Below are 19,999 nucleotides of genomic sequence, written 5' to 3' on the forward strand. Positions count from 1 at the left end.
ATGCTATTTCAACGTTGTTCTTCCAATCGCAGCGTCCAGTGGACGTAGCTCTGCCAGTGGCTTTCCTGCTCCAGCGCCTCGGCGCGCAGCGGATGCTGCTCCAGCCAACCCGGCGGCAAGATCACCGTCAGTTCATCGTCCTGATTGGCGCGTAAACGCACCGCCGGCAGCGTGTCGTCGCGGCGGCGGCTGGCGAAGATGATCGCCAGGCGCAAAATGCGGCACAGACGCTGCGCGGTGCGCGGCGGCAGGGCATTTTGCTGGTTCAACAGCGACAGGTTGAGGGTGTTACTCTGGTTTTGCAGCAGGGTGGCCAGCAGTTTTTTCTGCGCGGGGGTAAAGCCGGGTAAGTCCAGGTGGCGGATCAGGTAGGCGGCGTGTTGCGGCGCCTGCTTGAAATCGACGCTGAGGCCGAGTTCGTGGATCAGGCTGGCGCTGTGCAACAGCTCGCGACATCGCGCATCCAACTGCCACTCGTTGGCGACCTGCTGCGAGAAGTTGGCGGCGAGCTGGCTGACGCGCTCGGCCTGCTCGGTGTCGATCAGGTAGCGACGCTGCAGGTTGCGGATGGTGCGGATGCGAATATCCTGCTCCACCGGCAGATGCAGCATGCCGTAAACCAGGCCTTCACGCAGCGCCCCGCCGGCCAGCATCATGCTTTCGATGCCCAGCTCCTGGAAGATGGCCAGCAGAATGGACAGGCCGCTCGGGAAGACCAGCGCGCGTTCCAGCGTCAACCCTTCGATCTCCAGCTCTTCCAGCTTGCCGCACTGAATGGCCCGCTGTTTCAATTGGCGCAGCTTGGGCAGGGTGATGCGTTCATCCATGCCTTGCGCCACCATGATTTCCTGCAGCGCTTGCACGGTGCCGGAAGCGCCGACGCAGATTTGCCAACCTTGCTGGCGCAGCTGCGGCGCGATCGGCCGCACCATTTCGCGCGCGGCCTGTTCGGCGCGCTCGAAGTTTTCTTGCCCGAGGTTGCGATCGCTGAAGTAGCGCTCCAGCCAGGTGACGCAGCCCATCGACAGGCTGTACAGCTGCGATGCCTGTGCGCCGGTGCCGGTGACCAGTTCGGTGCTGCCGCCGCCGATATCGACGACCAGCCGCCGATCCGGCCCGCCGGTGGTGTGCGCGACGCCATGATAAATCAGCCGCGCTTCTTCTTCGCCGCTGATGACCTGCACCGGGCAGCCGAGGATTTGCTCGGCGGCTTGCAGGAACTCATCGGCGTTGGACGCCAGGCGCAACGTGGCGGTGGCGACGACGCGGATCTGCTCGCGCGGGATGTCCTGCAGGCGTTCGGAGAACAGCCGCAGGCACTGCCAGCCGCGTTGCATGGCCTCATGCGACAGGTGATTGTGCTGATCCAGCCCGGCCGCCAGGCGCACCTTGCGCTTTATCCGCGCCAGAGTCTGAATGCTGCCGGCCACCTCGCGCACCACCAACATATGGAAGCTGTTGGAGCCGAGATCGATGGCAGCATAAAGCGTGCTGGAGCTGAGCATGGCGATCAGCTCGAGCGTTTACGGTTGCTGCGCGGCGCGCCGCCGCGACGTGGCGCGGAGTTGCGACGTGGGCCGTTGCCGCCGCGCGGACGCGACAGGCGCTTCGGTGCCGGCAGATCGGTCAGCAGCGCATCGCTGTTGTACTTGCTCACCGGAATGCTGTGATCGATATAGGTCTCGATCGCCGGCAGGTTGAGCGCGTACTCTTCACAAGCCAGGCTGATGGAGTGGCCGCTGGCGCCTGCTCGGCCGGTACGGCCGATGCGGTGCACGTAGTCTTCGCAGTCGTCAGGCAGATCGTAGTTGAAGACGTGCGTGACGGCGGGAATGTGCAGACCGCGCGCGGCGACGTCGGTGGCGACCAGGATATCCAGATTGCCCTTGGTGAAGTCGTCGAGGATGCGCAGGCGTTTTTTCTGCGCCACGTCGCCGGTCAGCAGGCCGACGCGGTGACCGTCGGCGGCCAGGTGGCCCCAGATGTCTTCGCAGCGGTGCTTGGTGTTGGCGAAGATGATGGCGCGATCCGGCCACTCTTCTTCGATCAGCGTCTGCAGCAGACGCATTTTTTCTTCGTTGGACGGGTAGAACAGCTCTTCTTTAATGCGGTGGCCGGTTTTCTGTTCCGGTTCCACTTCAACATATTCGGCGTTGTTCATCTGCTCGAAGGCCAGTTCGCGTACGCGATAGGACAGCGTGGCGGAGAACAGCATGTTCAGGCGTTGATCGGCCGCAGGCATGCGGCGGAACAGCCAGCGGATGTCTTTGATAAAGCCGAGATCGTACATGCGATCGGCTTCATCCAGCACGACAACCTGCATCGCGCCGAGATCGACATAGTTCTGCTTGGTGTAATCGATTAAACGGCCGGTGGTGCCAATCAGAATGTCCACGCCGCTTTCCAGCACTTTCAGCTGTTTGTCGTAGCCGTCGCCGCCGTAGGCCAGGCCCAGCTTCAGGCCGGTGCTCTGGGAGAGGGCTTCCGCATCGGAGTGGATTTGCACCGCCAGTTCACGCGTAGGCGCCATGATCAAGGCGCGCGGCTGATTGGTCTGGCGATCCTGTTTCGCCGGGTGGGTCAGCAAATAGTGAAAAGTAGACGCCAAAAACGCCAGCGTCTTTCCGGTACCGGTTTGCGCCTGACCTGCAACGTCACGCCCGGAGAGCGTGAGCGGCAATGCTAACGCCTGGATGGGCGTGCAATTGTGAAACCCTTTTTTCTCAAGGGCTTCAAGGACTAACGGGTGCAGGGCGAAGTCGGAAAACTTCTGTTCGGTCAAGTGTGTTTTGCTCATAGTGTGGTAGAATATCAGCTAACTATTGCTTTACGAAAGCACATCCGTTGAAATAAACGCGGTGCAATAAAATCACCTTGAGTTGGTTAATGCTACACCAACAAGGTAGACATAATCCTGTGGAGTAGAACATGAGCGATAAAATTATTCACCTGACTGACAGCAGCTTCGAAGCTGACGTGCTGAAAGCGGAAGGGCCGATCCTGGTCGATTTCTGGGCTGAATGGTGTGGGCCGTGCAAGATGATTGCTCCGATTCTGGATGAGATTGCCGAAGAGTTCGAAGGCAAACTGACCATCACCAAGCTGAATATCGATCAGAACCCGGCTACCGCGCCTAAGTACGGTATCCGTGGCATCCCTACGCTGTTGCTGTTCAAGAACGGTGAAGTGGCCGCGACCAAGGTTGGCGCGTTGTCCAAAGGTCAGCTCAAAGATTTCCTGAACGCGAATCTGTAATCGGGCGGGAAGCCCAGTATCAGGCGCCTGGCGGTGATGTTCAATTCACCGCTAGACGCCTGCCAAGAAGCGTGTTAAGTTTAACCACACTGCATATAGAACTTGCCCGAAGTTTTAAATCTAAAGAGTTTGAATCTAAAGCTATACTCTGTGTCGAACCACCGGCGTTGAAAGTAAACTGAACTCAACCCGTGTTTTGGCAATCAAACGGTTTTGCAAAAATCATTTTTAAGGTACCTTCGATCTTCAACCGTCAATGCGTGCGCCCGATGTAAGCCATTTCTTACCGCGACGGCTCTGCGCCCGGTGATCGAACGTCCAGTAAACAGGCACGCATCTCGCTGCCATACCATTCACGATACAAGTTCGAGACATACCCCGAGTTTAAGAACCCACCACTATGAATCTTACCGAATTAAAGAATACGCCGGTTTCTGAGCTGATTACTCTCGGCGAAAATATGGGGCTGGAAAACCTTGCCCGCATGCGCAAGCAGGACATTATCTTCTCCATTCTGAAGCAACATGCGAAAAGCGGAGAAGATATCTTCGGCGACGGCGTGCTCGAGATATTGCAGGATGGATTCGGTTTCCTCCGCTCTGGAGACAGTTCCTACCTCGCCGGTCCCGACGACATCTACGTATCCCCTAGCCAAATCCGCCGCTTCAACCTCCGCACAGGTGACACCATTTCCGGTAAGATTCGTCCGCCAAAAGAAGGCGAGCGCTATTTTGCCCTGCTGAAAGTCAACGAAGTCAACTACGACAAGCCGGAAAACGCCCGCAGCAAGATCCTGTTCGAGAACTTGACGCCGCTGCACGCCAATTCCCGTCTGCGGATGGAACGCGGCAACGGCTCGACCGAAGACTTGACGGCGCGCGTACTGGATCTGGCGGCGCCAATTGGCCGCGGCCAGCGTGGCCTGATCGTGGCACCGCCGAAAGCCGGTAAAACCATGCTGCTGCAGAACATCGCGCAGAGCATCGCCTACAATCACCCAGACTGCGTGCTGATGGTGCTGCTGATCGACGAACGTCCGGAAGAAGTGACCGAGATGCAGCGCCTGGTGAAAGGCGAAGTGATCGCATCGACCTTCGACGAGCCGGCTTCGCGTCACGTGCAAGTGGCCGAAATGGTGATCGAGAAGGCCAAGCGCCTGGTTGAGCACAAGAAAGACGTGATCATTCTGCTCGACTCCATCACCCGTCTGGCGCGCGCCTACAACACCGTGGTGCCGGCCTCGGGCAAGGTGCTGACCGGTGGTGTGGACGCCAACGCCCTGCATCGTCCGAAGCGCTTCTTCGGTGCGGCGCGTAACGTGGAAGAGGGCGGCAGCCTGACCATCATCGCGACCGCGCTGGTTGATACCGGTTCGAAGATGGACGAAGTGATCTACGAAGAATTTAAAGGTACCGGCAACATGGAATTGCATCTGGCGCGTAAAATCGCCGAGAAACGCGTATTCCCGGCTATCGATTACAACCGCTCCGGTACCCGTAAAGAAGAGCTGCTCACCACCTCTGAAGAGCTGCAAAAAATGTGGATCCTGCGCAAAATCATTCATCCGATGGGGGAAATCGACGCGATGGAGTTCCTCATTAATAAGTTGGCGATGACTAAAACCAACGATGAATTCTTCGATATGATGAAACGCTCATAATTCGTTAAAAAATTCGCTGAACGCCACGCCTAGTCGTGGCGTTTTTCGCTTTTGGCGGATACGATAAGTAGCAGTAATGGAAAAGTAAGTTGTTTCCTCGACTTATTGAGAATTCATCTTGTTTGTCGGTCGGTTTCGCGCCGGTCGGCTTTGCTGCTGTCATTTTGTCAGTCGATGCGAAGAAAATAGGCATGAATCACCGTTGTCATAGGAAATGACCGAAAGGTAGCGGGGGCCGATGGCACAAGCCTTAGCCCGTGGTAAGCTGCCTTATCTTCTACAGAGATCTGTTAACTGTGAACTTACTCACTATGAGTACTGAAATTCTATTTGTTTTCCTGTTTTCTTTGGCTTTTCTCTTTGTTGCCCGCAAGGCGGCAAAACGTATTGGTCTGGTAGATAAACCCAATTATCGCAAACGCCATCAGGGGCTGATTCCTCTGGTCGGCGGTATTTCCGTTTATGCCGGGTTGTGCTTCGCGTTTTGGATCTCTGAACAACCCATCGCACACGCCAAGCTTTATCTCACCTGCGCCGGTATTCTGGTGTTTGTGGGGGCGCTCGACGATCGTTTCGATATCAGCGTTAAAATTCGCGCCCTGGTGCAGGCGCTGGTCGGCATCGCCATGATGGTGTTCGCCGGTCTGTATCTGCGCAGCTTCGGCCATGTGCTGGGTGACTGGGAGATGCTGCTGGGGCCGTTCGGCTATCTGGTGACGCTCTTCGCGGTATGGGCGGCGATCAACGCTTTCAATATGGTCGACGGCATCGATGGTCTGCTGGGCGGTTTGTCGTGCGTCTCCTTCGGGGCGCTGGGCCTGCTGCTGTACCTGAGCGGCCATCATGAGCTGGCGTTCTGGTGCTTTGCGATGATCGCCACTATCGTTCCCTATATTTTGCTCAATCTCGGCATCCTTGGCCGCCGTTATAAGGTATTTATGGGGGATGCTGGCAGCACCCTGATCGGCTTTACCGCCATTTGGCTGCTGCTGCAAAGTTCACAGGGAAAGGCGCACTCGATCAACCCGGTGACCGCGCTGTGGATCATCGCTATTCCGCTGATGGACATGATAGCAATCATGTATCGTCGTTTACGCAAGGGGATGAGCCCCTTCTCTCCCGATCGTCAACATATTCACCACCTGATCATGCGCGCCGGCTTTACGCCGCGGCAGGCTTTCGTGCTGATCACCCTGGCGGCCGCGTTGCTGGCTGCGGTGGGCGTGATCGGCGAACGCCTGACTTTTATCCCTGAGTGGGTTATGTTGGCATTATTCTTGCTTGCCTTCTTCCTGTACGGTTACTGCATCAAGCGCGCCTGGCGGGTTGCGCGGTACATTAAGCGTATCAAGCGCCGGCTGCGGCGTTCGGGCGATAACAAGCAAGTACCTTAACCAGAGACCAGAGGCTTTTTGGCTGTGATGAATCCAGAAATAACGTCTGACAAGCATACCCCGGCGGTGGATAACGAACTCGATATCCGCGGCCTGTGCTGCACCCTGTGGCGCGGCAAACCGTGGATTATCGGCATTGCGGTGCTGTTCGCGGCGGTCGCGCTGATCGTTTCTTACCTGGTTAAGCAAGAGTGGAGCGCCACCGCGATCACCGACAGGCCGACGGTGAATGCGCTGGGCGGTTATTACTCCCAGCAGCAGTTCCTGCGCAATCTGGATGTGCGCACGCTGCCGGCGGCGGCGGCCGGCGATCAGCCGAGCATCGCGGATGAAGCGTACAATGAATTCATCATGCAGCTGGCGGCTTACGACACGCGTCGCGATTTCTGGCTGCAGAGCGATTACTACAAACAGCGTCAGGAAGGGGATGCCCGTGCCGATGCGGCATTGCTCGACGAGCTGATCAATAACATCCTGTTTACGCCGCGCGACGACAAAAAAGTCCCGAACGACGGCGTGAAGCTGACGGCGGAAACCGCCGCGGACGCCAACCGCCTGCTGCGACAATACGTGGCCTTCGCCAGCCACCGCGCAGCCCTGCACCTGAACGAAGAGATCCAGGGCGCGTGGGCCGCTCGCACCACCTCGATGAAGGCACAGGTCAAGCGTCAGGAAGCGGTCGCGGAGTCGGTTTACAAGCGCGAGCTGAACACCACGCAACAGGCGTTGAAAATTGCCGAGAGCCAGGGGATCAGCCGTACGCAAACCGACACTCCGGCCGAACAGTTGCCGGATTCGGATCTGTTCTTGCTGGGCCGGCCAATGCTGCAGGCGCGTCTGGAAGGCCTGCAGGCCTCCGGCCCGACCTACGATCTGGATTACGATCAGAACCGCGCAATGCTGGCGACGCTGAATGTTGGCCCGACGTTGGATGAGAAGTTCCAGACCTATCGCTATTTGCGCACGCCGGAAGAGCCGGTAAAACGCGACAGCCCACGCCGGGTCTTCTGGCTGATTTTGTGGGGCGCGATGGGCGCGTTGGTTGGCGCCGGTGTGGCCTTGGCGCGTCGGCAGCCGAAGTAACCATAGATTTAACTTACCGATGGGCGCTTAGTGCGCTCGGTTCGCAGGTACGCCTGCGCTTAACTGACCAAAAAGAGATTCTCTGTGAAAGTGTTGACTGTTTTCGGCACCAGACCTGAAGCCATTAAAATGGCGCCGCTGGTACATGCTTTGGCTCAGGATGAGGCCTTTGACGCAAAGGTCTGTGTAACGGCGCAGCATCGTGAGATGTTGGATCAAGTATTGCGGTTGTTTGAGATTACGCCGGATTACGACCTGAACATCATGAAACCTGGCCAGGGGCTAACGGAAATCACCTGTCGCATCCTGGAAGGGCTGAAAGGGGTGTTGGAAGAGTTCAAACCTGATGTGGTGCTGGTGCACGGCGATACCACCACCACGCTGGCGACCAGCCTGGCGGCGTTCTATCAGCGAATTCCTGTCGGGCATGTGGAAGCCGGATTGCGTACTGGCGATCTGTACTCCCCTTGGCCTGAAGAAGCCAACCGAACTCTGACGGGGCATTTGGCGAAATTCCATTTTGCGCCGACCGAAAATTCACGTCAAAACCTGCTGCGCGAAACACTGCCGGATAATCAGATTTTCGTGACCGGCAATACGGTAATCGACGCGCTGTTTTGGGTGCGCGATCGGGTGATGAGCGATGCCGCTCTGCAGGCTAGCCTGGCGCAGCGTTACCCGTTCCTCGACGCCGACAAAAAACTGATTCTGGTCACCGGCCATCGCCGGGAAAGTTTCGGCGGCGGTTTTGAGCGGATCTGCAGCGCGTTGGCTCAAATAGCCCGCAACCACCCGGAGGCGCAGGTAGTATATCCGGTGCACCTGAACCCGAATGTCAGCGAGCCGGTCAACCGTATTCTGAAAGGTATCGATAACATCATGTTGATCGAACCGCAGGATTATCTGCCGTTTATTTATCTGATGACCAAAGCGCACCTGATCCTGACCGATTCCGGCGGCATTCAGGAAGAGGCGCCCTCGTTAGGCAAGCCGGTGCTGGTGATGCGCGATACCACCGAGCGTCCGGAGGCGGTGGATGCGGGAACGGTGCGTCTGGTTGGGACCGATGTGACCAAAATCGTTGATACGGTAACTCGGTTGTTGACGGACGAAAGCGAATATCAAGCGATGAGCCGGGCGCATAACCCATACGGTGACGGACATGCCTGCCAGCGTATCCTCGAAGCCTTAAAGAATCATCAGGTGACACTATGAGCTTTGACACTATTTCTGTCATTGGTCTGGGTTATATCGGCTTGCCAACGGCGGCGGCGTTTGCCTCACGCAAGAAAAAAGTGGTGGGCGTTGATGTAAACCAACATGCGGTAGATACCATTAACCGTGGCGCGATCCACATCGTCGAACCGGATCTGGATAAAGTGGTCAAGGACGCCGTTGAGGGCGGTTATCTGCGGGCGGTGACCAAACCGCAGCCGGCCGATGCGTTTCTGATCGCGGTGCCCACGCCGTTCAAGGGCGATCATGAACCCGACCTGAGCTATGTCGAGACAGCGGCGAAGTCGCTGGCGCCGGTGCTGAAAAAAGGCGATCTGGTGATCCTTGAGTCCACTTCGCCGGTGGGCGCCACTGAGCAGGTGGCGGAATGGTTGGCTGAAACGCGCAGCGATCTCAGCTTCCCGCAGCAAGCGGGCGAAGCGGCGGACGTGAATATTGCCTACTGCCCGGAGCGCGTGTTGCCGGGGCAGGTGATGGTGGAGCTGATTAAAAACGACCGTGTGATCGGCGGTATGACGCCGAAGTGCTCGGCGCGCGCCAGTGCGCTATACAAGATTTTTCTCGAGGGTGAATGCGTACTGACTAATGCGCGAACCGCCGAGATGTGCAAGCTGACGGAAAACAGCTTCCGTGATGTGAACATTGCCTTCGCCAACGAGCTGTCGTTGATTTGCGCCGAGCAGGGGATCAACGTCTGGGAACTGATTCGTTTGGCGAACCGTCATCCGCGAGTGAATATTCTGCAGCCTGGCCCGGGCGTCGGCGGCCACTGCATCGCCGTCGACCCGTGGTTTATCGTGGCGCAGAATCCGCAGCAGGCGCGTCTGATCCACACCGCGCGCCTGGTAAACGACGGTAAACCGCTGTGGGTAGTCGACCGGGTGAAAGCGGCGGTGGCCGATTGCCTGGCCGCGACTAACAAGCGCGCGTCCGAGGTGAAAATCGCCTGCTTCGGCCTGGCGTTCAAACCCAATATCGACGATCTGCGTGAAAGCCCGGCGGTGGAAGTTGCCCATTTGATTGCTGATTGGCATTCGGGGGAAACGCTGGTCGTGGAACCTAACGTCGAACACCTGCCGGCATCGTTGGTGGGTCATGTGGCGTTGAAAACGATCGCTGAGGCGTTGCAGCAGGCCGATGTGATCGTGATGTTGGTCGATCATCAGCAGTTCAAGGCCATCCGGCCGGAAGAGATCAAGCAAAGCTGGGTGGTGGATACCAAAGGAGTTTGGCGTTGAAGCGTATCTTAGTCACCGGTGGCGCCGGATTTATTGGTTCTGCGGTCGTGCGACATATCATCGAGGCCACCGGCGACAGCGTAGTGGTGGTGGATAAGCTGACCTATGCCGGTAACCTGGAGTCGCTGGCGGTAGTGGCCGACAGCGATCGTTATGCCTTCGAGCAGATCGACATCTGCGATCGCGTCGGGTTGGATCGGGTGTTTGCCCGCTATCAGCCGGATGTGGTGATGCACCTGGCGGCGGAAAGTCACGTCGATCGCTCTATCGACGGCCCGGCGGCATTTATCGAGACCAACGTGGTCGGCACTTACACCCTGCTGGAAGCGGCGCGCCACTATTGGCAGCCGTTGGCGGCGGAGAAGAAGCAGGCTTTCCGTTTCCATCATATCTCCACCGACGAAGTGTACGGCGACCTGCACGGCACCGACGATCTGTTCACCGAAACCACGCCCTATGCGCCGAGCAGTCCGTATTCCGCCTCCAAGGCGTCGAGCGATCATCTGGTGCGTGCCTGGTTGCGCACCTACGGTTTGCCGACCCTTGTGACTAACTGTTCGAACAACTACGGCCCTTATCACTTCCCGGAGAAGCTGATCCCGCTGGTTATCCTGAATGCCGTCGCCGGTAAACCGCTGCCGGTATATGGCAACGGCGCGCAGGTGCGCGACTGGCTGTATGTCGAGGATCACGCGCGCGCGCTCTATCAGGTGGTGACCGAAGGCGTGGTGGGCGAAACTTACAATATCGGCGGCCATAACGAGCGCAAGAATATCGAAGTGGTGCAGACCATCTGTGACCTGCTGGAAGAACTGGCGCCGAACAAACCGCAGGGCGTGGCGCACTACCGCGATCTGATCACTTACGTCAAGGATCGTCCGGGCCACGATATGCGTTACGCCATCGACGCTGGCAAGATCGACCGTGAGTTGGGGTGGCGGCCGCAGGAAACGTTCGAAAGCGGCATTCGCAAAACCGTGGTTTGGTACCTGAATAACGAAGTCTGGTGGCGCCGGGTGCAAGACGGTTCTTATGCCGGCGAGCGTTTGGGGCTGTCCGATTGAATGTAGCGCAGTGCTGTCCTTATAAGGCGCTGCGGATTTGGGAGCTAGTATGAAAGGTATTATTCTGGCCGGCGGTTCCGGCACGCGTTTGCATCCGATCACGCGCGGCGTGTCCAAACAGCTGTTGCCGATCTATGACAAACCGATGATTTATTATCCGATGTCGGTGCTGATGTTGGCGGGGATTCGCGACATTTTAATCATCTCGACCCCAGCGGATTTGCCGTCCTTCGAACGTTTGCTGGGTAATGGCGAACAGTTTGGCGTCAATCTCAGCTACGCCGCGCAACCTAAGCCGGAAGGCCTGGCCCAGGCGTTCCTGATCGGCGAGGAGTTCATCAACGGCGATTCTTGCTGCCTGGTGTTGGGAGATAACATCTTCTTCGGCCAGTCTTTCAGTCCGAAATTAAAAACCGTCGCGGCTCGTACCGAGGGCGCCACCGTGTTCGGTTATCAGGTCATGGATTCTGAGCGCTTTGGCGTTGTGGAGTTTGACGACAATTTCCGCGCGCTGTCGATCGAAGAAAAACCGAAAAAACCGAAATCCGATTGGGCGGTAACCGGCTTGTATTTCTACGATAGCCAGGTGGTGGAGTTTGCCAAGCAGGTGAAGCCTTCCGAGCGCGGCGAGCTGGAAATTACCAGCATCAACCAGATGTATCTGGAGCGCGGTGATCTGACTGTCGAGCTGCTGGGGCGCGGTTTTGCCTGGTTGGACACCGGGACTCACGACAGCCTGCTGGAAGCCAGTAGCTTCGTGCAGACGGTCGAGAAACGTCAGGGATTTAAAATCGCCTGTCTGGAAGAGATCGCCTGGCGCAACGGTTGGCTGGATGATGAGGGCGTCAAACGTGCCGCCCACTCCTTGTCCAAAACCGGCTATGGCAAGTATTTGCTGGATTTGCTGCATGTGCGTCCACGCCATTATTGAGCCTTTGTCATGGGAAAGTGAGTTTTTCGCGCTGGACAGCGCGAAACTCATCTTCTCCTCCTCAGCCCCGGTTCTGGCTGAGGCCGACTTGGCGGCTTATGCCCTGGTGCAGGCCAAAATCTCCGCGCAGCAACTGGCCTTGGCGGATGGCTTGGCCGATTTCGGCTTCCGCCTGGTTGAGGGCGAGGTCGATCTGGTTTTGGCGCTTGATAACAGGTCGATACTTGAATTTGGTGACCGCGTACAGGCGATACGCTTTGCGACCGAGGCCGATATCCCCGCATTGCGTAGCGCGGCGGCTCAGGCGTTCGCCGCCAGCCGCTTTCGTGCGCCCTGGTATCAACCTGATGACAGCGGCCGGTTTTATGCTTTGTGGATCGAAAAGGCCGTTTTGGGCACCTTCGATCATCAGTGCCTGTTGGCGCTGGACGAACAGGGGCACCCAGAAGGATTCGTCAGCCTGCGCAATTTGGGCGAACGGGAAACACGCATCGGCCTGTTGGCAGCTTTCCCCGGCGCATCCGGCCGGGGGATTGGTTCCAGGCTGATGGCGGCGGCGCTCGCCGAATCCCGGCGTCAGGGGATGCAGCACCTGCGGGTCGCGACCCAGATAGGCAATATCGCCGCATTACGACTCTATCAACGACAGGGTGCCGTGATTGAAAGCACCGCGTACTGGTTATACAGAGGTAGACATGATTCCATTTAACGCACCACCGGTTGTTGGCACTGAACTGGAATATATGCAGGCTGCCATGGGCAGCGGCAAGTTGTGCGGCGACGGCGGTTTTACCCGTCGCTGCCAGCAGTGGATGGAACAGCATTTCGGCAGCGCGAAAGTGCTGTTGACGCCTTCCTGCACCGCGTCGTTGGAAATGGCCGCCATCCTGCTGGATATTCAGCCGGGCGACGAAGTGATCATGCCGAGCTTTACCTTCGTTTCAACCGCCAACGCCTTTGTGCTGCGCGGCGCCAAAGTGGTGTTCGTCGATCTGCGTCCGGACACCATGAACATCGACGAAACCAAAATCGAAGCGGCGATTACCGATAAAACCCGCGCGATCGTGCCGGTACACTACGCCGGCGTCGCCTGCGAGATGGATACCATCATGGCGCTGGCGAAGAAATATAACCTGTTCGTGGTGGAAGACGCCGCGCAGGGCGTGATGTCGACCTATAAAGGCAAGGCATTGGGCACCATCGGCCATATCGGCTGCTTCAGCTTCCATGAAACCAAAAACTATACCGCCGGCGGCGAAGGCGGTGCGACGCTGGTGAACGATCCGGCCCTGATCGATCGGGCGGAAGTCATCCGCGAGAAAGGCACCAACCGCAGCCAGTTCTTCCGTGGCCAGGTCGACAAATATACCTGGCGCGACATCGGCTCCAGCTACTTGATGTCTGACCTGCAGGCCGCCTACCTGTGGGGTCAGCTGGAAGTGGCGGAGCGCATCAACCAGCGCCGCCTGTCGCTGTGGCAGAAGTACTACGACAGTTTCCTGCCGTTGGTTCGGTCAGGCCGTATCGAGTTGCCGAGCATTCCGGCGGACTGCGTGCATAACGCGCACATGTTCTATATCAAGCTGCGCGATATCGAAGAGCGCACGGCCTTTATCGACTACCTGAAGGAAGCCGAAATCATGGCCGTGTTCCACTATATCCCGCTGCATGACTGCCCGGCCGGCGAACAGTTTGGCCGCTTTGCCGGCGAAGACCGTTACACCACGCAGGAAAGTGCGCGTCTGGTGCGCTTGCCGCTGTTCTACAATATGTCCGATGTCAATCAGCGTACGGTAATCAATACCATTCTGAGCTTCTTCGCCTGATATGTCGTTGGCAAAAGCATCGATATGGACCGCCGGCTCTACGCTGATCAAAATTGGCGTGGGGCTGTTGGTGGTGAAATTGCTGGCGGTGGCGTTTGGCCCCAGCGGCGTGGGGCAGGCGGGTAACTTTCGCCAGTTGATCACCGTGCTGGGCGTGCTGTCCGGCGCGGGCATTTTTAACGGCATCACCAAATACGTGGCGGAGTACCACCAGGACTCGCAGCGTCTGCGTCTGGCGGTCGGCACCGCGTCGAGCATTGTGCTGGGCTTTTCGACCTTGCTGGCGCTGGTGTTTTTGTTCGCCGCCGAGCCGATCAGCATCGGGCTGTTCGGGCATGCCGATTACGTCGGCGTGGTGCGCGCCGTCGCCTTCATTCAGATGGGCATCGCCTACGCCAACCTGTTCATGGCGGTGCTGAAAGGCTATCGCGACGCGATGGGCAACGCGCTGGCGGTGATCGGCGGCAGCCTGATCGGCGTGGTGGCTTATTATCTGTGCTTCAAGCTGGGCGGCTATGAAGGCGCGCTGGCAGGGCTGGCGTTGGTGCCGGCGTTGGTGGTGCTGCCGGCCGGGCTGATGCTGTGGCGGCGCAAAACGTTGCCGCTGCGCTACCTGGCTCCACGCTGGGACAAAGGGGGGGCCGGCAACCTCGGCAAATTCACCCTCATGGCGTTGATCACCTCGGTGACGCTGCCGGTGGCTTACGTGATGATGCGTAACCTGTTGGCCGCGCATTACGGTTGGGATGAAGTGGGGATCTGGCAAGGCGTCAGCAGCATTTCCGATGCCTATCTGCAGTTTATCACCGCCTCGTTTACCGTCTATCTGCTGCCGACGCTGTCGCGGTTGACGGACAAGGGCGCTATCTCGCGGGAGATCGTGCGCTCGCTGAAATTCGTGCTGCCGGCGGTAGCGGCGGCGAGCTTTACGGTGTGGTTGCTGCGTGATTTCGCCATCTGGCTGCTGTTCTCGGACAAGTTCGTCGCCATGCGCGATCTGTTTGCCTGGCAGCTGGCGGGCGACGTGCTGAAAGTCGGGGCCTATGTGTTCGGCTATCTGGTGATCGCCAAAGCGTCGCTGCGCTTTTATATCCTGACGGAAGTCAGCCAGTTTCTGCTGCTGACGCTGTTCTCGCACTGGCTGATCCCGCTGCGCGGCGCGCTGGGGGCGGCTCAGGCCTATATGGCAACCTACATCGTGTATTTCGCGCTCTGTAGCTGCGTGTTTCTTATTTATCGTAGACGAGTATGACCACACTGATTCACGTTCTGGGATCCGATATCCCGCATCATAACCAGACGGTGCTGCGCTTCTTCAACGACGTGCTGGCGCCGCGTTTGCCGGCTGAGCAGACGCGGCATTTTATGGTGGCGGCCAAGGATGTGGCGGCACTGGGGGATTTCCCCGCCCTGAACATTGAGCCTTACGCCGACAAGAAGAGCCTGGCGGCGGCGGTGATCGCCCGCGCCCAGGCCGATCGCGATGCGCGCTTCTTCCTGCACGGTCAGTTTAACCCGGGGCTGTGGCTGGCGCTGCTGAGCGGCAAGATCAAGGCGCATCAGGTCAGTTGGCATATTTGGGGTGCCGATCTGTACGAAGACGCCACCAGCTGGAAATTTCGGCTGTTTTACCTGCTGCGCCGCATTGCTCAGGGGCGAGTGGGGAACGTGTTCGCCACCCGCGGCGACGTGATCCACTATCAGCAGCGCCATGCGCGGGTGCCGGCCTCGTTGTTGTACTTCCCGACGCGGATGGATCCGGCGCTGACCGACGTTCACGTCGAGAAAAATCTGGCCGGGCCGATGACGATTCTGGTGGGCAACTCCGGCGATCGCAGCAACCGGCATATCGAAGCGCTGCAGGCGATACATCAGCAGTTCGGCGCCGACGTGCGCGTGATCCTGCCGATGGGCTATCCGGCCAATAACGACGCCTACATCGAGCAGGTGCGCGCCGCCGGGTTGCCGCTGTTCGGCGAGAAAAACCTGCAGCTGCTCACGCAGCAGGTGGCGTTTGAGGACTACCTCAACATCCTGCGCGCCTGCGATCTGGGTTATTTCATTTTCAATCGCCAGCAGGGGATAGGCACCCTGTGTCTGCTGATTCAGTTTGGCGTGCCTTTCGTGCTCAGTCGGCAGAACCCTTTCTGGCAGGATTTGGCGGAACAGCACCTGCCGGTGCTGTTCTACGGCGACTCGCTCGACGAGGCGGTGGTGCGCGAAGCGCAGCGTCAGCTGGCGGCGGTGGACAAGCAGACGATCGCCTTCTTTAATCCGAACTATGTCGATGGCTGGCAGCAAGCCCTGGCGCTGGCGGCGGGAGAGCACTCATGACGTTGGCGCAATTCGGCGGTCTGTTCGTCGTCTACCTGGTCAGCCTGACGTTTATTCTGACGCTGACCTACCAGGAGTTTCGGCGCGTGCGCTTTAACTTCAACGTCTTCTTCTCGCTGCTGTATTTGCTGACGTTTTATTTCGGCTTCCCGCTGACCTGTCTGCTGGTGTTTCAGTTTGACGTCGAGGTGGTGCCGGTGGAGTTTCTGCTGTACGCCTTGCTGTCGGCGACGGCGTTTTACGCCATCTATTACGTCACCTACAAGACCCGGCTGCGCAAGCGCCGCTCTCAGCCGCGCGCGGCGCTGTTCACCATGAACCGGGTGGAAACCCATATGACCTGGGTGCTGCTGGCGCTGGTGGCGATCGGGACCGTGGGTATCTTCTTCATGCAGAACGGCTTCCTGCTGTTCAAGCTCAATTCCTACAGCCAGATCTTCTCCAGCGACGTGTCCGGCGTGGCGCTCAAACGGTTCTTCTACTTCTTCATTCCGGCGATGCTGGTGGTCTATTTCCTGCGGCAGGATCTGCGCGCCTGGTTCTTGTTCCTGGTGGCGACGGTGGCGTTCGGCATTTTGACCTACGTGATCGTCGGCGGCACCCGCGCGAATATCATCATCGCCTTCGCGCTGTTCCTGTTTATCGGCATCGTGCGCGGCTGGATCACGCTGTGGATGTTGGCGGCGGCCGGCATATTCGGCGTGGTCGGCATGTTCTGGTTGGCGTTGAAGCGCTACAGCCTGGACGTCAGCGGCGCGGAAGCGTTTTATACCTTCCTCTATCTGACCCGAGACACTTTCTCGCCGTGGGAAAATCTGGCGCTGCTGCTGCAAAATTACGACAAGATCGATTTCCAGGGCCTGGCGCCGATCCTGCGTGATTTCTACGTCTTTATCCCAACGTGGCTATGGCCGGGCCGGCCGGACGTGGTGCTGAACTCGGCCAACTATTTTACCTGGGAAGTGCTGAACAACCACTCCGGGCTGGCGATATCCCCGACGCTGATCGGTTCGCTGGTGGTGATGGGCGGCGCGCTGTTCATCCCGCTCGGCGCGATTCTGGTGGGCATGATCATCAAGTGGTTCGACTGGCTGTATGAGTTGGGCAAAACCGAACCGAACCGCTATAAGGCGGCTATCCTGCAAGGATTCTGCTTCGGCGCGGTGTTCAACATGATTGTATTGGCGCGCGAAGGGGTGGACTCATTCGTTTCGCGCGTGGTGTTCTTCTGCATTATTTTCGGCGCCTGTCTGGTGCTGGCGAAGTTGCTGTATTGGCTGTTCGATACCGCCGGGCTCATCAAGGCCAGAGTGACGCGCGCCCGCGCGCTGGCCTCTCCCCCACGGGCGGACGGTCTTTTGTAAGGGTAATGACGACGATGGAAACAAAGATTTCGGTGCCGCAGTATGAGCTGCGCGGTTTCAGCCTGTGGGGCTTTCGCGATATGGCGCACTGCATGGACTTTTTGTTCGACGGCGGCCGAGTCAAACAGGGCACGTTGGTGGCCATGAATGCGGAAAAGATCCTGAAGGCGGAAGAGGACCCGGCGCTGCATGCGTTGCTGGATGAAGCGGAGTACAAGTACGCCGACGGCATCAGCATGGTGCGCTCGATTCGCCGCAAATACCCGGCGGCGGACGTTTCGCGCGTCGCGGGCGCCGATCTTTGGGAAGCCTTGATGCAGCGCGCCGGCCGTGAAGGCACGCCGGTCTTCCTGGTCGGCGGCAAGCCGGAGGTGCTGGCGGAAACCGAACGGAAGCTGCGCAGCCAGTGGAACGTTAACCTGGTGGGCAGCCAGGACGGCTATTTCAAACCGGAGCAGCGAGAGGCGCTGTTCGAGCGTATTCGCGCCAGCGGCGCCGCCATCGTGACGGTGGCGATGGGATCGCCGAAGCAGGAGATCCTGATGCGCGACTGCCGCAAGGTGCATCCGCAGGCGCTGTATATGGGCGTGGGCGGCACCTACGACGTGTTTACCGGCCATGTGAAGCGTGCGCCCAAGGTGTGGCAGAAACTCGGTCTGGAGTGGCTTTACCGCCTGCTCAGCCAGCCCAGCCGTATCGGCCGGCAGCTGAAGCTGTTGAAGTTTGTCGGCTACTACTACAGCGGTAAAATGTAATCGCTTATCCGGGGTGGAATGTGTCGGTTCGCCCCGGTCTGCTGTACCAATAATCTGCTTTTGCCTATTTCTCCCGCATATCTATAACCCCCAGCCCTAAACGTCGCCGCATTTATTCCATAAAGTTTTAAATTGCGGTTTGCTTATAGCGACGAAATGCGAAACGATACCGCCCGGAAATTATCCCTGGCCGCTGAAGCCTGATGCGACAGCGCTGAACGATGTTCTTCTCACGGTAACTTCGCTCCGACTACCCGTTGATGCCAACTCGAACGGCAGGGGATGATTTATTCTTTTAATAATGACAATAACGACCGGCAGCGGCCGGCAGGCAAACACAACCCGAGAAAAATTATTGAGGATTTATGGCACACAAAGAGAAACCGCAAGGGCTACACCGAGGCCTTGAGGCCCGGCACATCGAGCTTATCGCTCTCGGGGGCACCATTGGTGTCGGCCTGTTTATGGGATCGGCCAGTACGCTGAAATGGGCCGGGCCGTCGGTACTGCTGGCTTACATCATCGCCGGGCTGTTCGTGTTCTTCATTATGCGTTCGATGGGGGAGATGCTGTTCCTCGAGCCGGTCGCCGGGTCGTTCGCCGTTTACGCGCATAAATACATGAATCCCTATTTCGGCTACCTGACTGCCTGGGGGTACTGGTTTATGTGGATCGCCGTCGGCATTTCCGAGATCACCGCCATCGGGGTGTATGTGCAGTTCTGGTTCCCGGAAATACCGCAGTGGGTCCCCGCGCTGATCGCCGTGGCGATGGTGGCGCTGGCCAACCTGGCGGCGGTGCGCCTGTACGGTGAGCTGGAGTTCTGGTTCGCCATGATCAAGGTCACCACCATCATCGTGATGATTCTGGTGGGGCTGGGGGTGATCTTCTTCGGTTTCGGCAACGGCGGTGAACCTATCGGTTTCGCCAATCTGACGGCGCACGGCGGCTTCTTTGCCGGCGGCTGGAAGGGCTTCCTGTTTGCGCTGTGCATCGTGGTGGCGTCCTATCAGGGGGTTGAGCTGGTGGGCATTACCGCCGGGGAAGCCAAAAACCCGCAGGTGACGCTGAAACGTGCGATCAACAATATCCTGTGGCGCATCCTGATCTTCTATGTCGGCGCGATCTTCGTCATCGTGACCATCTTCCCTTGGAACGGCATCGGCACTACCGGCAGCCCGTTCGTGCTGACCTTCGCCAAGATCGGCATCGTCGCCGCTGCCGGCATCATTAACTTTGTGGTACTGACCGCCGCGCTTTCCGGTTGCAATAGCGGCATGTACAGCGGCGGCCGCATGCTGTACGCCCTGGCCAAGAATCGCCAACTGCCGGCGGCGCTGACCAAGCTTTCCGCCAGCGGCGTGCCGGTCAACTGCATCGCCGTCACCATCGGCTGCCTGTTGGTGGGCTCCGCGCTGAACTACATCATCCCTAATCCGGAGCAGGTGTTCGTCTATGTCTACAGCGCCAGCGTGTTGCCGGGCATGGTGCCGTGGTTCGTGGTGCTGATAAGCCAGCTCTATTTCCGCCGCGCGCACAAGGAAGCGATCAAAAACCACAGCTTTAAGTCGATCATGTTCCCGTATGTGAACTATCTGACCATCGCTTTTCTGGTTTGCGTGCTGGTCGGCATGGGAATCAACCCGGATACGCGAATTTCCCTGCTGGTCGGGGCGATTTTCTTAGCAGGCGTCAGCCTGTGCTACTTCGCTTTCGGCATGCATAAGAAACATCATCCGGCTGAAAATCGGGTAGAAACGCGGCAATAAACGGTGAAAAGGGGCTACGGAGTGCGCTTTCCTGCGCAGGAGTGAGCAAAGCGTAATCAAACGCAACATTTCTGCGAAAAAGCACTAGAC

At 58.3% G+C, this 19,999-nt stretch carries 17 protein-coding genes; 15 read left to right on the top strand and 2 right to left on the bottom strand.

The features are described 5' to 3' along the window. Window positions 1-8: 8 nt before the first annotated feature. Together ppx and rhlB are read right to left on the bottom strand one after the other, a co-directional pair. Window positions 9-1,505 (bottom strand): exopolyphosphatase, encoded by a 1,497-nt coding sequence (ppx, locus tag ACP3TA_RS06385; protein ID WP_206196338.1) that lies wholly within the window; start codon window positions 1,503-1,505, stop codon window positions 9-11. A gap of 5 nt (window positions 1,506-1,510) precedes the next feature. Beyond that, window positions 1,511-2,797 (bottom strand): ATP-dependent RNA helicase RhlB, encoded by a 1,287-nt coding sequence (gene rhlB / locus ACP3TA_RS06390; RefSeq protein WP_033645045.1) that lies wholly within the window; start codon window positions 2,795-2,797, stop codon window positions 1,511-1,513. Between the two features lie 131 nt (window positions 2,798-2,928). Between rhlB and trxA the strand changes: the two genes are divergently transcribed. The 15 genes from trxA (at window position 2,929) to thrP (ending at window position 19,909) form a co-directional block, all read left to right on the top strand. After that, complete coding sequence (gene trxA, locus ACP3TA_RS06395; RefSeq protein WP_004934187.1) at window positions 2,929-3,255, top strand: thioredoxin TrxA; 327 nt, start codon at window positions 2,929-2,931, stop codon at window positions 3,253-3,255. Window positions 3,256-3,655: 400 nt separating this feature from the next. After that, the gene (gene rho / locus ACP3TA_RS06400) at window positions 3,656-4,915 is read left to right on the top strand and encodes a transcription termination factor Rho (RefSeq protein WP_004934188.1); all 1,260 of its coding nucleotides are present in this window, start codon (window positions 3,656-3,658) and stop codon (window positions 4,913-4,915) included. 296 nt (window positions 4,916-5,211) lie between these two features. After that, entirely contained in the window at window positions 5,212-6,309 is a 1,098-nt protein-coding gene (gene wecA, locus ACP3TA_RS06405; RefSeq protein WP_025160399.1) for a UDP-N-acetylglucosamine--undecaprenyl-phosphate N-acetylglucosaminephosphotransferase, read from the top strand. 27 nt (window positions 6,310-6,336) lie between these two features. Beyond that, window positions 6,337-7,392, top strand: coding sequence for an ECA polysaccharide chain length modulation protein (gene wzzE, locus ACP3TA_RS06410; RefSeq protein WP_426784570.1), 1,056 nt, complete (start codon window positions 6,337-6,339; stop codon window positions 7,390-7,392). A gap of 84 nt (window positions 7,393-7,476) precedes the next feature. Then, window positions 7,477-8,607 (top strand): non-hydrolyzing UDP-N-acetylglucosamine 2-epimerase, encoded by a 1,131-nt coding sequence (gene wecB / locus ACP3TA_RS06415; protein ID WP_033645042.1) that lies wholly within the window; start codon window positions 7,477-7,479, stop codon window positions 8,605-8,607. Further along, window positions 8,604-9,866, top strand: coding sequence for a UDP-N-acetyl-D-mannosamine dehydrogenase (wecC, locus tag ACP3TA_RS06420; protein WP_033645041.1), 1,263 nt, complete (start codon window positions 8,604-8,606; stop codon window positions 9,864-9,866). Before wecB ends, wecC begins: the two co-directional genes overlap by 4 nt. Further along, on the top strand, window positions 9,863-10,930 hold the full coding sequence (rffG, locus tag ACP3TA_RS06425; protein ID WP_033645040.1) for a dTDP-glucose 4,6-dehydratase: 1,068 nt from the start codon (window positions 9,863-9,865) through the stop codon (window positions 10,928-10,930). Before wecC ends, rffG begins: the two co-directional genes overlap by 4 nt. Before the next feature lie 49 nt (window positions 10,931-10,979). Next, complete coding sequence (rfbA, locus tag ACP3TA_RS06430; protein WP_033645039.1) at window positions 10,980-11,861, top strand: glucose-1-phosphate thymidylyltransferase RfbA; 882 nt, start codon at window positions 10,980-10,982, stop codon at window positions 11,859-11,861. Then, entirely contained in the window at window positions 11,839-12,570 is a 732-nt protein-coding gene (rffC, locus tag ACP3TA_RS06435) for a dTDP-4-amino-4,6-dideoxy-D-galactose acyltransferase (RefSeq protein WP_033645038.1), read from the top strand. Before rfbA ends, rffC begins: the two co-directional genes overlap by 23 nt. Further along, the gene (gene rffA, locus ACP3TA_RS06440) at window positions 12,557-13,687 is read left to right on the top strand and encodes a dTDP-4-amino-4,6-dideoxygalactose transaminase (RefSeq protein ID WP_033631478.1); all 1,131 of its coding nucleotides are present in this window, start codon (window positions 12,557-12,559) and stop codon (window positions 13,685-13,687) included. The genes rffC and rffA overlap by 14 nt, the downstream gene beginning before the upstream one ends. 1 nt (window position 13,688) lies before the next feature. After that, a complete protein-coding gene (wzxE, locus tag ACP3TA_RS06445; RefSeq protein ID WP_206196339.1) occupies window positions 13,689-14,939 on the top strand; it encodes a lipid III flippase WzxE in 1,251 nt (416 codons plus the stop codon). Further along, window positions 14,936-16,021 carry a TDP-N-acetylfucosamine:lipid II N-acetylfucosaminyltransferase gene (locus ACP3TA_RS06450; protein ID WP_033645035.1) on the top strand — a complete coding sequence of 362 codons (1,086 nt, stop codon included), beginning with the start codon at window positions 14,936-14,938 and terminating at the stop codon, window positions 16,019-16,021. Before wzxE ends, ACP3TA_RS06450 begins: the two co-directional genes overlap by 4 nt. Next, entirely contained in the window at window positions 16,018-17,385 is a 1,368-nt protein-coding gene (gene wzyE / locus ACP3TA_RS06455) for an ECA oligosaccharide polymerase (protein WP_033631481.1), read from the top strand. Before ACP3TA_RS06450 ends, wzyE begins: the two co-directional genes overlap by 4 nt. 14 nt (window positions 17,386-17,399) lie before the next feature. Further along, window positions 17,400-18,140: a lipopolysaccharide N-acetylmannosaminouronosyltransferase gene (wecG, locus tag ACP3TA_RS06460; RefSeq protein WP_033645032.1), complete on the top strand. Its 741-nt coding sequence runs from the start codon at window positions 17,400-17,402 to the stop codon at window positions 18,138-18,140. A gap of 365 nt (window positions 18,141-18,505) precedes the next feature. Next, window positions 18,506-19,909: a bifunctional threonine/serine APC transporter ThrP gene (thrP, locus tag ACP3TA_RS06465; protein WP_004934226.1), complete on the top strand. Its 1,404-nt coding sequence runs from the start codon at window positions 18,506-18,508 to the stop codon at window positions 19,907-19,909. Window positions 19,910-19,999 lie beyond the last annotated feature (90 nt).

Source organism: Serratia sp. 2C06 (assembly GCF_050037615.1).
Taxonomy (GTDB): Bacteria; Pseudomonadota; Gammaproteobacteria; order Enterobacterales; family Enterobacteriaceae; genus Serratia; species Serratia ureilytica.

Bases quoted from the DNA above. Each gene is read 5' to 3' on its own strand.
- ppx (WP_206196338.1), bottom strand. From the start codon at position 1,505: ATGCTCAGCTCCAGCACGCTTTATGCTGCCATCGATCTCGGCTCCAAC.
- rhlB (WP_033645045.1), bottom strand. From the start codon at position 2,797: ATGAGCAAAACACACTTGACCGAACAGAAGTTTTCCGACTTCGCCCTG.
- trxA (WP_004934187.1), top strand. From the start codon at position 2,929: ATGAGCGATAAAATTATTCACCTGACTGACAGCAGCTTCGAAGCTGAC.
- rho (WP_004934188.1), top strand. From the start codon at position 3,656: ATGAATCTTACCGAATTAAAGAATACGCCGGTTTCTGAGCTGATTACT.
- wzzE (WP_426784570.1), top strand. From the start codon at position 6,337: ATGAATCCAGAAATAACGTCTGACAAGCATACCCCGGCGGTGGATAAC.
- wecC (WP_033645041.1), top strand. From the start codon at position 8,604: ATGAGCTTTGACACTATTTCTGTCATTGGTCTGGGTTATATCGGCTTG.
- rfbA (WP_033645039.1), top strand. From the start codon at position 10,980: ATGAAAGGTATTATTCTGGCCGGCGGTTCCGGCACGCGTTTGCATCCG.
- rffC (WP_033645038.1), top strand. From the start codon at position 11,839: ATGTGCGTCCACGCCATTATTGAGCCTTTGTCATGGGAAAGTGAGTTT.
- rffA (WP_033631478.1), top strand. From the start codon at position 12,557: ATGATTCCATTTAACGCACCACCGGTTGTTGGCACTGAACTGGAATAT.
- wzxE (WP_206196339.1), top strand. From the start codon at position 13,689: ATGTCGTTGGCAAAAGCATCGATATGGACCGCCGGCTCTACGCTGATC.
- ACP3TA_RS06450 (WP_033645035.1), top strand. From the start codon at position 14,936: ATGACCACACTGATTCACGTTCTGGGATCCGATATCCCGCATCATAAC.
- wzyE (WP_033631481.1), top strand. From the start codon at position 16,018: ATGACGTTGGCGCAATTCGGCGGTCTGTTCGTCGTCTACCTGGTCAGC.
- wecG (WP_033645032.1), top strand. From the start codon at position 17,400: ATGGAAACAAAGATTTCGGTGCCGCAGTATGAGCTGCGCGGTTTCAGC.
- thrP (WP_004934226.1), top strand. From the start codon at position 18,506: ATGGCACACAAAGAGAAACCGCAAGGGCTACACCGAGGCCTTGAGGCC.